Here is a 15,549-nt window from a genome sequence, read left to right as displayed (position 1 = left end):
ATCGTCTATTTGCGAACCAGTCGGTACCGAACCAGATCAAGTATCCATACCAGTAGCATAACAATCGCGGCGATGCTGAAATTGAACAGCGCGCGACCGGCGGCATCGGTGTCGCCAAGAATCAGCTCATAGCCCGCAAACAGCCACGCCGGTATCCACCAGCCGGCCACGTCTGGCGATTCCACGGGGGTCAGCACCAGCACCACAAGCGCAGACAAAAGCAACGTCCGCAGACCATAAAAGGGCAATACCCGGAACAGTGATTTCATCATGTAGAAAAACACAACGAAAGCGACGGCATAGGCCGCCCAGAAAACCCCATAAGCGAGTGAAGCGTCTGTATCCATCATTACAGAATCCAGTGAATAATGTGTTCTTCCCAATCCTCTTCCGGCACAGAATCTTCCGACACCACGCTTCCCCGCACCGAAACACGGGCTTGATGAACGGTATCCGGATCACCGCTGCGAAGCGGGTGCCAGTCCGGCAGAGGCCTTCCCTCGGCGAGGGTCCGGTACGCACAGGTGTATGGTAACCAGTGGTAGCTGAGAACTGTATCGGCGGTCAGTACCGTACACCCCGGTACCTTTTTCAATCGTTGCTCATAGACCGTACAGCCACAGGTATCCAGGTCCATGTAACGGCATACAAGGTCGGTGTAATACACCTCCCCCGTATCCTCATCCTCCAGCTTTTGTAAACAGCACTTACCGCAGCCATCACACAGGGACTCCCATTCCGGCTGCGTCATATCCGCCAGTCGTTTACGCTGCCAGAAGGGAATCTGCGCAATCATTTCCGGTGCTGCTCAATCTTGCGCTTGAAGTCGACGATGTAGGTGTCCTGCTCTTCCGGCATCTGCAGAAAAAAGTCCTTTTCCTCAATTGCCGCCAACACTTCCTTTCCGGTAGTGCGCGCGAGCTTCTTGTCTGGTGTCAGCAGCAGATCCATCGAGTGGATGGGCGAGCCAAAGATACCTCTCAGCGCCTCCGGTAAATCGTCCCACTTTTGCCCTCGGCGGACAAAGAGATAGGTGTCGCCTTTCTTGCTGCTGCGAAACACCGATACAAATTCCCGTTCAGTCATTGGTTGAGCAGTTCCTCAATATCTTGCTTTACCGGCGCGATAATTTCCTCGCGCCATCCCTCAAAAAACGTCTGGCCCGCCAGTGTGCCATCCTGGATCAGTTTCTCAATACGTTTACGTGGCGCCAATATTTCCATTGGAATATCAAAGCGTTCAGCTGCATTGCTAAAGTAACGCTTAACCTTCTTGTAAAGCGCTTGCTGATCCCGGCTCAACGGTCTGGGGATGAGCTCAAGCCCGGAATTATCGGTAGCACGGGCGGCCTGCACAAGCTCAACCAACTGCTCGCCATAACGTTTAACGAAGCCCCCGGGTACGCCCTGAACATCCCTGATCACCGCAGCAGATGACGGCAAACGCTCAGCAATGGCAATCAGCAAGCCATCGTTCAGGACCCTGTTGCGTGGTCGGTCCTGGCGTCGACACTCCTGCTCGCGCCAGGCGACCAGTGCCCGGAGAACCGCTTGCTGTTCCCGGTTCAGGGTCCAGCCGCCCCGGAGTTTCAGGTAATGCTGCTCCGGGTCTTCCTGGGTAGCGGCCTCGTTGGCAAATCGCCGGGACTCATCCGCCAGGGCATGTTCCAGGCTACGCTGCCTGAGGTTGGCCAACACCCATCCGTAAAGTGGCTCAAGAAAACGGATGTCGTCCAGAGCGTAGCGTTCCTGGGCCGGCGTCAGTGGCCGTGACACCCAGTCCGAACGGGTGGCGGATTTATCGAGCGCCTCTCCGAACAGGGTCTCAACCAGGCGGGCATAACCAACGGAAAATCCGGCACCGGCCAGTGCGGCACCGATCTGCAAATCCAGCACACCCGCTGGCTCCACATTCAGCCAATGGCGAAATAACTCCAGATCCTCGCTCATGGCATACAGCAGTTTTGGCCGGCTTTCATCGGCCAGCATGGCCCGGAACGATTCCGAGGCCTCAGCCACCTCCGGATCCACCAGCCAGAACTGTCCGCCAGCGCCTAACTGCACCAGGCCAGGAATCGGGTAGAAGGTGGACACCCGCTCGAACTCCGTGTCGAGTGCGACCGGCATGCCGGGTTCAAGGCTGTCGAGCCACTGATCCAGCTGCTCGGGTGTCTCCAGCCAGCGAACGGTATCCGGGGCCGGTGGAATGGTTACGGCCGGGTCGGTTTGGGTCATAAACAGAACCTGGGAACTTATTCAGACAGGGGTTTGCGACCCCGGAATGCATGGGTGAGTGTAAAGCCGTCAACATAGCCCAGCTCACCGCCAACCGGAATGCCATGGGCCAGGCGTGTAATCAGGATATTCTGGCCATCAAGGCGGTCAGCAATGTAGTGGGCGGTCGCTTCACCTTCCACCGTGGGGTTGGTGGCCAGGATCAATTCGGTTACGCCTTCACGCCGCACTCTATCAAGCAGACGCTCGATCCCGATCTCTTCCGGGCCCACGCCATCGATGGGCGACAGGTGCCCCATCAATACGAAGTAACTGCCTTTGTAATCGCCGGCCTGCTCAATGGCAAGCAGGTCTGAAGGGCTTTCAACAACACACAGTGTTCCATTGCGGCGCTCGGTTTTTTCGCAGATCTGGCAGATTTCAGTATCCGAAAAATTCTGGCAGCTGTCGCAACGGCGCACGCCGTCCATCGCATGATCCAACGCCGCTGCCAGCCGGGTTCCGCCAGAGCGCCCCCGCTCCAGCAGATGAAAGGCCATGCGCTGGGCCGTTTTCTGGCCAACACCGGGCAGGCATCTCAGGGATTCCACCAATTCATCAACCAGGGGGCTGAAGGCCATGACTACTCCTCAAAAAATCGATGGCAGGCCGGCTCAGAACGGCATCTTGAAACCGGGCGGCATCCCCATGCCAGACATCATGCCGGACATTTTGTCTTTCTGGTTTGCTTCTACCCGGCGAACCGCATCGTTCACGGCAGCAGCCAGCAGGTCTTCCAGAATTTCCTTGTCTTCTGACAGCAGGGACGGATCGATATCCACCTTGCGGACATCGTGCCGGCCGTTCATGGTGACTTTCACCAACCCGGCGCCGGATTCACCGGTCACTTCGGCTTTGGCGATCTCTTCCTGGGCCTTCTGCATCTGCTCCTGCATCTGCTGGGCCTTTTTCATCAGGTCGCCCATATTGTTCATCATCTGCTTATCTCCTGGCTGTTTCTGCGGGGCGGATACTTTCTTCGACGACCCGCCCTTCAAATCGTTCCACAATACTCTTGACCAGAGGATCCTGCCGGATGGACTCTTCCGCAGCTTTCTGGCGCGCCGCCCGCTGGCGCTCCTCGAAGGCGGCCGGCGCATGCAACCCCGGCACACCCTGCTCTATCTTCAACTGTGTGGCGTCGCCGAAGCGCGATCTCAAGGCCGCCAGTATCTTTTCTTCGTGACGAGCGTTGAGCAGCCGCGCATGGCCTTCGTCCAGAGTCAGAACGACTACCTGCCCTTCCATTCTCATGGACGAATAACTGGCCAAGTTACCGGGCATGCCGGTAATACCCAGCGAACGGAAATCGCGTTCCCAGACAAACCCATCGGCGGTAACTGGTTGCTCGCGCTCGGCCGGTGCCGGCTCAGACTCTTTCAACGGGGCCAGGTCGGCGCTTGGTTCTGATTGCACGGGCGCAAGGGCCGGCTCTGGTTCCGGCGCTGGTGCTGGCTCGGATATCGCCTCTGCCTCAGGTTCAATACTGGAATCCGGTTGCGGCACCAGCTCTTGCCACTCTGATGATTCTGCCTGAACACCGTAGTCGTCCGGCTCCCAGGGTGGCGGGTCATCCACCATGGGTGGCTGTGGCTCGGGTTCAGCTACCGGCTCCGGACTGGGAACCGGCTGAGGCGCGGGCTCGGGTTGCGGTGCCGCGGCGACAGCCTGGGTGGGCGCGGTTTGCGAAACCGGGCCAGGCTCAGGTTCTGACTCCGCCGGGCCGGTGTTGCTGTTGCCCGAAGCCAGCGCCGGCGGTTCCCGGCGGTCGGCACCCGGTCGAAACGCCAGCATACGCAACAAGGTCATCTCAAAGCCCATTCGGGCATCCGGCGTCACCGACAGGTCTTTCCGGCCAATCAAGGCGGTCTGGTAGAACAACTGGGCATCTTCGGCACTGAGCCGACGGGCCAGTTCCTGCACCTGGGTAGCATCGCCCATGGCGTTGTCGGCACTGCCCGGCACCACCTGCTCCATGGTGACGCGATGGAACAGGGACAGCATGTCGGACAGAATCACGCCGTAATCCGGCGCAAAATCCGAGATCCGGTTAATCTCAGACAGCAGCCCGGGGCCATCACGCTCAACCAACGCGTTAACAATGCGCTGGATATCGCGCTGATCGATGGTGCCCAGCATATTGCTGACATCACTGGCAGCCAGGTTCTCGTTGCCGAACGCAATCGCCTGGTCGGTCAGGCTGAGAGCATCCCTCATACTGCCATCGGCCGCCCTCGCCAACAGCCACAAAGCCGGGTCTTCAAACGGGATCTGTTCTTCGGTCAGAACGTGCTTCAGGTGGCCAACGATGTGCTCCGGGGTCATCCGCTTGAGATTGAACTGCAAGCACCGTGAGAGCACCGTCACCGGCAGCTTCTGGGGATCGGTGGTGGCCAACAGGAACTTGACGTGTTCCGGCGGCTCTTCCAGGGTTTTCAGAAAGGCGTTGAAGGACTGGTTGGTGAGCATGTGCACCTCGTCGATGAGGTACACCTTGTAGCGGCCGCGCGTGGGAGCGTACTGCACGTTGTCGGTCAGTTCCCGCATGTCGTCTACGCCCGTGCGGGAGGCAGCATCGATCTCGATCAGATCAACAAACCGGTTCTCCAGAATCTCCTTGCAGCTGTCGCACTCACCGCAGGGATTCGGTGTTATGCCGGTTTCGCAGTTCAAACAGCGGGCCAGCAGGCGACCAATGGTGGTTTTGCCCACGCCCCGGGTGCCGGTAAACAGATAGGCATGGTGCAGGCGTTGGTGCTCCAGGGCGTGAATCAGTGCCTGCAACACATGCTCCTGCCCCACCATGTCTTCAAAGGTACGGGGGCGCCATTTCCGGGCTAAAACCTGATAGCTCATGATCCATCAACTGCTCTGAAAAATGGGAATAACTCTAGCATGGACGGGCAATGAGAAGAAGCGTGCGCTTGCGTAACAAACGGGAGAGGAAACGGACAAAACAAGGGGCTGGAAATGGGGGTGACCCCACCAGCAATCCCCCGGCACACACATCCACCGCTTCGGCTGCTCCCTTCCGGGCCTGACCGGGTTCACGGTTTCATGTTGCGGGGGCACCAATGGGGCCACCATAACGGCGTTTCGGGGCATTTCCCTCGAAAGCGGCGCGCATATTAACAGAAGGGTATAAGGACTACAACGGCAAAGGTACTTCGTCCTGCCGGAACCAACAGGCAATGCTGTACCGGGTGCGATTGGCGGGCAATACCTCGTGGGGCACATCCTCACTCAGAAACAGAGCCACACGCCCTGCTTCCGGCCGCACCAGACCAACCATCTGATCTTCGTTGTCGGGGCTGAACACCCGCAACTCTCCCCCGTCTTGCAGCTGCCATCCTTCATTCAGATACAGCACCAGGCTGACCACTCGGGATGCCCTGCCCCGGAAACTGTCCAGGTGGCGCTTGTAGAAATCGCCAGGCTGGTAGGTGGCATAATGCGCTTCATAGCGCTTCAGCCCAAGAAACAGGCGCTGGTTCAGACCAACCCGCAGGGAATCAAAGAACCGGAACAGCTCCGACTGGGCGGCGGTATAGCCATCAAGCCAGGCGATTTTATCCCGGCGGACGCTGCGATCACGGGTCAGATCGGCACCGCGCCCAATCCCTGCTCGCCCCATGGCTTCGGTACGGTCCAGTATCTCTACCTCGTTACGAAGCGCAGTGATCAGGCCAACGGGCAAATGACCGAGCAGATCCAGCTCAATCCAGGCTTTCTCGCTCAGTCTATCGGCAAGTTCATCCAACCAGCCATCGGAGACCAACAAAGAATCACAGCGGCCAGCTGCCCCGATAATGTCTCCAGCCACCTTGTCCAACTGGCCCGCGGACTGCTCGAGAAGCGGCTCCGGCATCGGCAAGACCGACGCTACCGGATTTTCTGATTCCATGTTCAGACCCTCACAATTTTGACGTATTGTATTCAGAAACTCGCCGCGCGCACGGTTTTAAATTACTCTGAAGCTACGGAGTTTTACCTAAAGGAAGCAGTTTCTGAATATGTCGGACAGCAGTAGCAAGCCGCCAGCAACCGGAGGCCCGGGCAACTGGTCATTTACCCGCTGGAGTACCATCGGGCAACTGGAGGCACTTGAAGTTCATCACCCGTTGTTCCAGGCCGCGTTGTTTCTGCAGGGGGCACACCTCACTCATTTCGCGCCAAAGGATGAACGCAACTGGCTCTGGCTCAGTGAACTCGCCCGTTTTCAACCTGGCCGGGCAATTCGCGGTGGCATTCCCGTGTGCTGGCCCTGGTTTGGAGACCCACTCCGGAACCCGCCGGAAATCCGCAAGCGCATAGCGTCATCCTCAGCCCACGGCTTTGCCCGCACTGCTTTATGGCGACTGGAAGATGTTCGGGAAAGCGCCCATGAAGTAGAGATCAGCCTGTCGCTCAGCGCCAACGACGATTTTGAAGAACACTGGGATGGCCACGCCCTGGCCCTGATCACATTCAGTTTTTCCGTTCGCGGTTGCCAGATTGCTCTGACAACCACCAATCTCTCAAAAGCGCCGCTGGCGTTCAGCCAGGCGCTGCACACCTACCTGCCCACAGACGACATCCAGCGAACCCGCGTGCTGGGTCTCGGAAACAGCCAGTACATCGACACTCTGAAAGACTGGGAATACGCCTCACAGGAAGGGCCGGTCTACTTCGAGGGTGAAGTGGACCGGATATACGAAACCGGCGAAGCACTGACGGTGGTAACGCCTGCGGGCAAACGAAAGCTTACCTCTGTGGGTAGTGACTCAACCGTGGTCTGGAACCCAGGCCCCGGAAAAGCGCAACGCCTGTCAGATTTTCCGGACTCTGCCTGGCAGAAAATGCTGTGCGTCGAAACAGCCAATGCAGCATCGGATTATCGGGTATTAAATGAAGGCCAGAGCCACACAATGGGCGTATTCATCGGCCGCGCCTGAGCGGCAACTTCTTTGACACAGGGAGCGGGCATGGGCCTGGCATCGTATCTGAGATCGAAACTGATACCGGCAGAACTGGACGAGCAGGTAAACCGCATTCGCAAACCCATCGGCACACTGGGCTACGATCCCTGGGGTTATAACAACGAAGCGGTGAAGTACGGTTTTTCCGTTGCCCGACAAATCTACGAGAAATACTTTCGGGTCAGCGCCTCCGGCGTTGACAATGTGCCGGCAGAGGGCCCGGTGCTGATTATTGCCAACCACTCCGGCCAGTTACCCATCGACGGCCTGCTCATTGGTTACGCCCTCGCCTCACGGGAAAAAAATCCTCGAATTCCCCGCGCCATGATCGAGCGCTTCTTTCCGACGGTGCCGTGGCTTGGCAATCTCCTGAACGAAATCGGCGCCGTGCTCGGAGACCCGGTCAACTGCGCGAAGATGCTCGCCAACAATGAAGCAGTGATTGTGTTTCCGGAGGGCGTAAGAGGCTCCGGCAAGCTCTACCGGGACAGGTATCAACTGAAGCGTTTCGGCAACGGTTTTATGCATCTGGCCATGAAGTACAAGGCGCCCATTGTGCCTGTGGGCGTAGTGGGCTGCGAAGAGACCATCCCGGCCATTGCCAACATCAAACCCCTGGCCAATGCCCTGGGCGTACCCTACGTTCCTGTAGCCCTGCCCGTGGTGCTCCCCGCCAAGGTACACCTGAATTTCGGGGAACCCATGTATTTTGATGATACCGAAATCCCTGAAGAACAGGTCACCGAACGGGTAGAGACTGTGAAAGCCGAGATCAGCCGACTGATTGACAAGGGACTGAGCGAAAGGAAAAGGCTGTTCTGATGAGCAAGCACCAAAGACCCCGCATTCTGATCACCGGTGCTGCCGGTGCGCTGGCCCAGCAGGTGATCCGCCGCCTGCGAGAAAGCTGCGACCTGGTGGCCGTCGATTTCCGGGAACAGGTTTATCTGGGCGACGACATTCCCAGCTACTGCATTGACTTCAACAAGCGGGTCTTTGAAGACCTGTTCCGACGCTACGAGTTTGATGGCGTGATACATCTCGGCCGCATCCTCTCCAGCCAACTGACCCGCATGCGCCGCTATAACGCCAATGTACTGGGCACCCAGAAGCTACTGGACCTATCCCACAAATACGGCATACGCCGGGTGATTGTGCTCTCCACCTACCACGTCTATGGTGCCGTGGCCTATAACCCGGCGCTGATTGACGAGTCCGCCCCCCTCAAAAGCGCAGGCCTGAGTGCCGACCTGGTGGATTCAGTGGAGCTTGAGAACCTCGCCAACATCTATCTTTGGCGCTACCCGGAACTCAACATCACTATTCTTCGGCCCTGCAACATCGTGGGCCCCGGTGTTCGCAATACCATGAGCACCCTGCTCAGCAGTGAGCGGGCACCCGTATTGGCTGGCTTTTCGCCGATGATGCAGTTCATCCATATCGACGATATGGCAGACGCCATTGTCGCCGCCTGGGCAAAGCCCGTAAAAGGCGTGTTCAATGTCGCGCCGCAAGACTGGGTCGCCTACCAGCACGCCTTGAAGCTCTGCGGTTGCAAAACCATACCCATTCCCTCCATTCCACCGAGCGTGCCGAAGGCCATTGCCCGGGTTCTGAACCTGCGCAGCTTCCCTCCGTACCTGATGGCATTCTTCAAATATCCGGTGGTGATTGACGGTCGCGCCTTCGCCCGGGAATTCGGTTTTGAGCCCAAACGGCCATTGAAAGAGATTTTCCGGTATTATCGCGATAACAAAAAACCGGTGTGAAACTCATCGGTAATTTGAGTATTCAAATAGACGAACGGCCCTTTTCGGCGCTACCCTGTACATATTAAATACAGTACCCGGGCACCGGCAGGCCCGGGATTCCCGGTGTTCAAGGAAAGAGCTAATGTTCAGGGATCTCAGCGTGATCAGTCACGGTGCGGCAGCCGCTGTCTTTGCGGTTCTGGCCGTTCTTGTGGCAACCCGTTATCTTCGCCGCGACATTGATCGTGCTCTGTTCCTTGCCGCCATTGTTACCGCCCTGTGGGCCTCCGTCCTGGTTACCCAAAGCCTCTGGGGATCGCCCGGGTTCTTCACCCGCTACCTCCTGGAACTGCTCAGAGACACAGCCTGGTTGCTCCTGCTGTTCGCCATGCTTCGCGACGGCTTTCGCCAAGGCCGGTTCACCAGTCAAATAAAGAAGGTATTGGGTGCCGCGACGGCGATACTGATCATCACCTTGCTGGCCCTTGGCACACTTGAGTTCGCCCTCCACATCGATCTTGTCAGCGGTAAAACCAAGGTGATCGGCCAGATCGCCCTGTCACTTCTGGGCCTGTCGCTGGTCGAGCAAATCTGGCGAAACTCTACTGTCTTCGGCCGCTCCAGCATGAAGTACCTGTGCATTGGCGTTGCCACCATCTTCGCCTTTGATTTCTTCATGTATGCTGATGCTCTGCTGTTCGGGCAAGTCGCGGATTCGTTCTGGAATGCGCGCGGTTTTGTGAACGCCGCACTCATGCCCCTTTTTGCCATTAACGTGGTTAACACACGCAAACAACCTGTGGACTTCCAGCTGTCCCGTTCGGCCGTATTTCACGCTGGCACACTCATCTTCGCGGGCGGATACCTGTTACTGCTGGCCATCGGCGGTTACTACGTGCGCGCCCTGGGCGGTGAGTGGGGCGAAGCCCTGCAGGTTCTGTTCATCACCGTTTCCCTGGCATTTCTGGTAACACTTCTGCTGTCGAGGCGTATTCGCGGCCGCCTGATGGTCTTCATCAGCCAGAACTTCTTTGACTACAAGTACGACTATCGAGATGAATGGCTCAAGCTCACCAAGGAACTTGCCAACCTGAGCAACGAACCACCCCTGCCCGAACGAGTAGTGCGCATTCTGGCCGGACTGGTGGAAAGCAATGCTGGCGCACTCTGGATAAAGGGCGAGCAGAAAGATTTCCACCTGAAAGCAAGCGTCAATATCGCGACTCCGAAGCACACCATCATTGACGAAGACTCAGACATGGTGAAGTTCTTTAAAGATCGTGAATGGATCATTGATCTGAGTGAATACCGGGAAGACCCGGTGAGCTACAACCTGCTGGAAATACCGGACTCCATCACCAAGACCCCGGAAGCCTGGCTGGTCATCCCTCTGTATCTCGATAACGAACTCTACGGCATTGCCATGGTCGGCGCTCCCTACGCCAGGGTGGAGCTTAACTGGGAGAACTTCGACCTGATCAAGGTGGTAGCCCGCCAGACCTGCAACCTCATCGCCCAGAACGATGCCCAGAACCGGCTCTCACGGGCCATGCAGTTTGAAGCCGTCAGCAAGGCCAGCGCGTTCATGGTGCATGACCTGAAAACACTGATCGCCCAATTGTCTCTACTGGTCAAGAATGCGCCCAAACATCGCAACAACCCAGCCTTTATCGACGACATGATTGCCACCACCGATCATGCGGTCCGCAAAATGTCGAACCTCGTGGATCATATCCGCAAACCATCCTCCGGGGCGGACGAGCAACGTGCTCCCATAGACCTGACCCAACTGGTCCGCGAGCTGATTGAAGACAACAGCCGCCGCAGCCCGGCACCGATGCTACTGGGTGCTCCACCCGCCATCCAGGTATGCGCCGACAAAGAACAGCTGCGCAGCGTGCTGGGCCACCTGATTAGCAACGCCCAGGACGCCACGGCTCCAACCGGGGAAATCACACTGAACCTGAAAACGGCCAAAGGCAGCGTGGTGCTGTTTATCCAGGATACCGGCAGCGGCATGACGGAAGAGTTTATCCGCACCCGGCTTTTCAAACCCTTCGAAAGCACCAAAGGGCTTACCGGTATGGGGATTGGAGCCTATCAGGCCCGGGAATACATACAGGAACTCGGCGGTTCGATTGACGTAACCAGCGAGCCCGGCCTGGGCTCCTGCTTTTCGGTACGTATTCCGCTGGCCAATGCAGCGACCGGCGAATCAGCCGGGAACAAGCCGGAACCGACAGATTCCGGTTTGCAGGAAGGCAGGCAAGCCGTCAATTAACCGGCGGAGAAGACTATTTTATTAAGCGAGCATTGCAAAGTGTCAATGTTCAGTTAAGAATCAGAGTCATGGAATCGCGTTCGCCTCATGGGCGTCTATCCGATATGAACACGGAACAAAGGACTGGTTGTTGTTGTGAAGCAGTTATTGATAGTCGAGGATGATCCTGGCCTCCAGAGCCAGATGCGATGGTGCTTCAGTGAAGACATTGAAGTCTCGGTAGCCGCTGATCGGGAGGCAGCGCTAACGGCACTTCGGCGTGTTGAGCCTGAAGTGGTGACGCTGGATCTTGGCTTGCCACCCGACCCCGGCGGCGCCACTGAAGGTTTCGCCCTGCTGGAAGATATCCTTCGCCTGGCGCCCATGACCAAAGTGATCGTGGTGACTGGCAGGGAAGACAAGGAAAACGCCGTCAAGGCCATAGGCATGGGAGCCTGCGACTTCTATCAGAAGCCCCTGGATGCCGACATCCTCACCTTTGTGGTAAATCGGGCATTCCGCCTCGCGGAACTGGAAAAAGAAAACCGCGAACTGTCCTCGCAAGGCAATGGCACCAACATCAAAGGCATTGTTGCCGCCAGCCCCGAAATGCTGGTGATTTGCCGCACGGTTGAAAAAGTTGCGCCTACCGATGTCACCACCCTGATTACCGGAGAAACCGGTACCGGCAAGGAACTTCTGGCCCGGGCCCTGCACGACCTGAGCCATCGCGCCGACAAACCCTTTGCGGCCATCAATTGCGCCGCCATTCCAGAAAACCTGCTGGAAAGCGAACTGTTCGGGTTCGAGAAAGGCTCCTTTACCGGCGCGACCCAATCCAAGAAAGGCAAGATTGAGAGCGCCAACGGCGGCACCCTGTTTCTCGACGAGATTGGCGACATGCCGATGGCGCTACAGGCCAAGCTGCTTCGATTCCTCCAGGAACGGGTGGTCGACCGGGTAGGTTCGGTAAAACCGATTCCCGTTGATGTCCGGGTGGTGTGCGCCACACACCGAAATGTTCAGGACCTGATTGCCCAGGGGGATTTCCGGGAAGACCTCTATTACCGGATCAGCGAAATCACACTGGATGTACCTGCCCTGCGTGAACGGGATGGTGACCCACTGGTGATCGCGCAGTCCCTGTTGAAAACCCTGGGCAAACAGATGGACCGCCCTAACCTCACGTTCTCGGACGATGCCGTTCAGGCCATCAATGCCTACAGCTGGCCAGGCAATGTGCGTGAAATGATCAACAAGGTGAAGCGGGCGATCATCATGGCCGACGGCAAGCGCATTACCGCCGAAGACCTGGTTCTGCCCCTTGAAGCGTGCGACACCGACTTTCAGCTCAACCTGCGCCAGGTACGCGAAGCGGCAGAACGAAAAGCCATTATACAGGCCCTGACCACCAGTAATTTCAACATGGCTCAGGCATCGCGTCTGCTGGGCGTTACCCGCCCGACGCTATACAACCTGACCGACAAATACCGTATTGAAACCAACACGGCCCCAAACGAGGCCTGAGACACCCAATGCTGGAACAGAACAAGACCCGACGAAGGAAGGAACAGGGCATGAAGATAAGAACTATTGCGCGTGCATCACTGCTATCCGCTGCCATTGCTTTGGCCGTGACGGGGTGCAACAGCGAACCGGACATGTCTCAGGAAGACATTCAGTACATCAGCCATGTAGACCAGGCACGGTTTTTCCAGCGCCAGGGTGAGCTCAAGGCAAGCACCATCGAGGCCAGAAGCGCCATCGATCTCCAGCCCAATCGCACAGCCCCCTATTTCGTCATCATCAATAACCTGCTTACCGCCGGTGATGCCGCGAACGCTGAACGGCAACTGGACAAACTCCTTGAAAACACCAACATCGAGGAGCTGGGCCAATCGGAACGCAACCAGGCTGCGTTGATCCGGGCTGAAGCCCGTATTCTCCAGGGTAAACACCAGGAAGCCCTGGAATCTCTGGACCAGATTTCATCGCCCTCTCCGGATCAACAGTTGCAGGCAGACAACCTGAAAGGTCGCGCCTGGTTGACCAGCGGCGACTTTGACAAAGCCGAAGAGGCCTACCAGAGCGCGTTCGACAAACACAGCAATAACGTTGTTGCCATGGTCGGCCTGTCCCGTGTTGCCACTGCCCAAGGCGATCTGGACGTTGCAAAGGAGCGCCTTGAGAAAGCCGTAGAGATTGACGCTGAACACGAAGAGCTCTGGCTCTGGAAAGCGCAATTCGCCCATGCTCAACAACAATGGGCCGAGGCAGAACAGGCGTACATACGTGCACTGGAAACCATTGGCCAGTTTGACGTAATGACCTTCCGGAAATACCAGACCATTTCAGCGCTGGTCACCGTATTGCGTGAGCAAGGCAAATCCGCCGAGGCATTCGTCTACGAGGAAATCCTTGCCAAGTCCGGTCCGGGTACGATCAAAAGCAACCTGGAAGCCGCGGCCTCAGCCTATAATGATGGCGACCTGAATACCGCCGCCAGGTATTTGCAGGAAGTCCTCAACCAGGCACCCAACCATCAACAAAGCGCACTGATGCTGGGCGTAATACGTTATCGGCAAGGCCGCCCCCAGGAAGCGGAGAAACTGCTCGAACCTCTGGCAGATATGGAGAATGCCGATGAGGTACGCAAACTACTGGCCGCCACCCGCATATCCATGCGCGACCCGGCAGGTGCAAAATCACTGCTGGAAGACCTGGAAGGCAGCGACGCCGATCCACAAACACTGGCACTGGTCGGCATTGCAAGCCTGGCCTCTGGCGACGATCAGAGTGGCCGCCAGCTCCTGGAAAAGTCGCTGGAACTGGCACCAGACAATCACAATCTGCGTTTGCGCTATGCGGCTTACCTCACTCAAACCCGAGATTTCGCCACTGCCATCAAACAGGCCAGTCAGATTCCATCGGATGCCACGGAGGCCCTGCAGGCCACAATCCTGACATCCCAGGCCCAGGCGTTGTCTGGCAATTCACAGGCGGCAACCGAAACACTGGATACCTGGCTTAAAGCCAACCCGGACAGCATGGCTGCCCTGATTGCCCGCGGAAACCTGGCCAGCAGCCTGATCAACACTCAACAGGCGGCCAGCTACTTTGAGCGGGCGCATAAGCAACACCCGGAAGAAGCAGCTCCTCTGGTAGCTCTGGGCAACCTTGCCCGCGAACAGCAGAACACGGAGCAGGCGATTGCCTGGTACCGCCAGGCGGTCGAAACCAACCCGAACAACCTGCCCGCCATTCAGGCCCTTGCTGGTGTGATGAAGCGCGATCAACTGACCGGGCTGATGCAGGAAATCAGCACGCAACATCCTGAGGCAAACGGACCGCGGCTGATCCTTCTGGAATCCGCGCTGATCAACAACGATACGTTGCGAGCCGATGAACTTACCGCCCGGTTGATGGAAAGAGAGCGCGAAGACCAGCCCTCACCGGCTGAACCGCTGGTCGCTGCGGTGTATGAAGGCATTGCCACTCAAATGGCACAGCGCGACAACAGCGAGCGCGCTCTGGAGATCCTGAGCCGCGGACGAGCGCTCTTCCCAGAGAACGAGGCCATCGCCCTAAAAGTGGCTGCCATCGAATTCAGCAATGGCAACGCAACCGCCGCGCGAAGTGCGCTGCAGGATGCCAAGCAGCATCATCCGGACTCCCCCGCGCCCTACCAGGTAGAAGCCAGCTATTACGAAAACCAGGGCGAACATCAGCAAGCTGCTGAGCTTTATCAACTGGCGCTGGCCAAACGACAAACCGCAGAACTAGCCATCGCCCATGCCCGCGCTCTATCCAATGCCGGCCGCAGCCAGAATGCGATAGAAGCACTTCAGGAAGCTAACAAGCAGTTCCCGAACAATGCTGCAATTCTGCTCAATCTGGCACTCCAGACCCAGCAGACAGGCCAGACCGATGCTGCCATGGAGCACTACCAGCAGGTTCTGCAACTGGCCCCGGACAACGCCCTGGCGCTGAACAATCTTGCCTGGCTGTATTACGAGGCCGGCAACAGCGAAGCGGCATCACTGGCCAAACGCGCCTACGAACTGGTGCCCGAAAATGCTGCGATTGCAGATACCTACGGCTGGATCCTGTTCGAGGCTGGTGAACACGAGCAAAGCCTGGCTGTACTGGAAAGAGCCCATTCCCTGGCACCGGATTCCCAGGAAATTGCCATGCATCTGGCCGAAGCTTATCGAGCCACTGGCCGCACGGATGCCGCCCAGCAGATCATGGACAAGTTCAGCACAGGCAACAACGGCTAATCATTACTCGCGCTATAACCAAAAAGA

At 57.5% G+C, this 15,549-nt stretch carries 14 protein-coding genes and 1 other RNA gene; 6 read left to right on the top strand and 9 right to left on the bottom strand.

What is annotated here, in order from left to right; genetic code table 11:
- Positions 1 to 5 precede the first annotated feature (5 nt).
- The 9 genes from ACF8YQ_RS08065 to ACF8YQ_RS08025 form a co-directional block, all read right to left on the bottom strand.
- Positions 6 to 350 carry a hypothetical protein gene (locus tag ACF8YQ_RS08065; RefSeq protein WP_011785092.1) on the bottom strand — a complete coding sequence of 115 codons (345 nt, stop codon included), beginning with the start codon at positions 348 to 350 and terminating at the stop codon, positions 6 to 8.
- Positions 350 to 796 carry a YcgN family cysteine cluster protein gene (locus tag ACF8YQ_RS08060; RefSeq protein WP_278801335.1) on the bottom strand — a complete coding sequence of 149 codons (447 nt, stop codon included), beginning with the start codon at positions 794 to 796 and terminating at the stop codon, positions 350 to 352. Before ACF8YQ_RS08060 ends, ACF8YQ_RS08065 begins: the two co-directional genes overlap by 1 nt.
- Positions 793 to 1,086 (bottom strand): YcgL domain-containing protein, encoded by a 294-nt coding sequence (locus ACF8YQ_RS08055; RefSeq protein WP_011785094.1) that lies wholly within the window; start codon positions 1,084 to 1,086, stop codon positions 793 to 795. Before ACF8YQ_RS08055 ends, ACF8YQ_RS08060 begins: the two co-directional genes overlap by 4 nt.
- Positions 1,083 to 2,234, bottom strand: coding sequence for a ribonuclease D (locus ACF8YQ_RS08050; protein ID WP_396623133.1), 1,152 nt, complete (start codon positions 2,232 to 2,234; stop codon positions 1,083 to 1,085). The genes ACF8YQ_RS08055 and ACF8YQ_RS08050 overlap by 4 nt, the downstream gene beginning before the upstream one ends.
- A gap of 17 nt (positions 2,235 to 2,251) precedes the next feature.
- Positions 2,252 to 2,854 (bottom strand): recombination mediator RecR, encoded by a 603-nt coding sequence (recR, locus tag ACF8YQ_RS08045; protein WP_396623132.1) that lies wholly within the window; start codon positions 2,852 to 2,854, stop codon positions 2,252 to 2,254.
- A gap of 33 nt (positions 2,855 to 2,887) precedes the next feature.
- Positions 2,888 to 3,211, bottom strand: a complete 324-nt coding sequence (locus ACF8YQ_RS08040) for a YbaB/EbfC family nucleoid-associated protein (protein ID WP_011785097.1) — start codon at positions 3,209 to 3,211, stop codon at positions 2,888 to 2,890.
- 4 nt (positions 3,212 to 3,215) lie between these two features.
- Positions 3,216 to 5,129 carry a DNA polymerase III subunit gamma/tau gene (dnaX, locus tag ACF8YQ_RS08035; protein ID WP_396623131.1) on the bottom strand — a complete coding sequence of 638 codons (1,914 nt, stop codon included), beginning with the start codon at positions 5,127 to 5,129 and terminating at the stop codon, positions 3,216 to 3,218.
- 124 nt (positions 5,130 to 5,253) lie between these two features.
- An RNA gene (ffs, locus tag ACF8YQ_RS08030) (signal recognition particle sRNA small type) lies at positions 5,254 to 5,350 on the bottom strand.
- Between the two features lie 71 nt (positions 5,351 to 5,421).
- Positions 5,422 to 6,177 (bottom strand): 2OG-Fe(II) oxygenase, encoded by a 756-nt coding sequence (locus ACF8YQ_RS08025; RefSeq protein WP_396623130.1) that lies wholly within the window; start codon positions 6,175 to 6,177, stop codon positions 5,422 to 5,424.
- A gap of 109 nt (positions 6,178 to 6,286) precedes the next feature.
- On the opposite strand from ACF8YQ_RS08025, the gene ACF8YQ_RS08020 reads away from it, so the two are divergent.
- The 6 genes from ACF8YQ_RS08020 (at position 6,287) to ACF8YQ_RS07995 (ending at position 15,522) form a co-directional block, all read left to right on the top strand.
- On the top strand, positions 6,287 to 7,207 hold the full coding sequence (locus ACF8YQ_RS08020; RefSeq protein WP_396623129.1) for a D-hexose-6-phosphate mutarotase: 921 nt from the start codon (positions 6,287 to 6,289) through the stop codon (positions 7,205 to 7,207).
- 30 nt (positions 7,208 to 7,237) lie between these two features.
- Positions 7,238 to 8,053, top strand: coding sequence for a lysophospholipid acyltransferase family protein (locus ACF8YQ_RS08015; protein WP_396623128.1), 816 nt, complete (start codon positions 7,238 to 7,240; stop codon positions 8,051 to 8,053).
- Positions 8,053 to 9,000 (top strand): SDR family oxidoreductase, encoded by a 948-nt coding sequence (locus ACF8YQ_RS08010; protein WP_011785102.1) that lies wholly within the window; start codon positions 8,053 to 8,055, stop codon positions 8,998 to 9,000. Before ACF8YQ_RS08015 ends, ACF8YQ_RS08010 begins: the two co-directional genes overlap by 1 nt.
- A 124-nt stretch (positions 9,001 to 9,124) precedes the next feature.
- Positions 9,125 to 11,263 (top strand): XrtA/PEP-CTERM system histidine kinase PrsK, encoded by a 2,139-nt coding sequence (gene prsK, locus ACF8YQ_RS08005; protein ID WP_396623127.1) that lies wholly within the window; start codon positions 9,125 to 9,127, stop codon positions 11,261 to 11,263.
- Positions 11,264 to 11,398: 135 nt separating this feature from the next.
- Complete coding sequence (gene prsR / locus ACF8YQ_RS08000; RefSeq protein ID WP_396623126.1) at positions 11,399 to 12,769, top strand: PEP-CTERM-box response regulator transcription factor; 1,371 nt, start codon at positions 11,399 to 11,401, stop codon at positions 12,767 to 12,769.
- A 50-nt stretch (positions 12,770 to 12,819) separates the two neighbouring features.
- On the top strand, positions 12,820 to 15,522 hold the full coding sequence (locus ACF8YQ_RS07995; RefSeq protein WP_396623125.1) for a tetratricopeptide repeat protein: 2,703 nt from the start codon (positions 12,820 to 12,822) through the stop codon (positions 15,520 to 15,522).
- Positions 15,523 to 15,549 lie beyond the last annotated feature (27 nt).

Origin of the sequence: Marinobacter sp. W-8, assembly GCF_044342215.1 — a bacterium.
Taxonomy (GTDB): Bacteria; Pseudomonadota; Gammaproteobacteria; order Pseudomonadales; family Oleiphilaceae; genus Marinobacter; species Marinobacter nauticus.
Note: the sequence above shows the minus strand (reverse complement) of the source record. Positions and strands in the feature narration are given on the sequence as shown.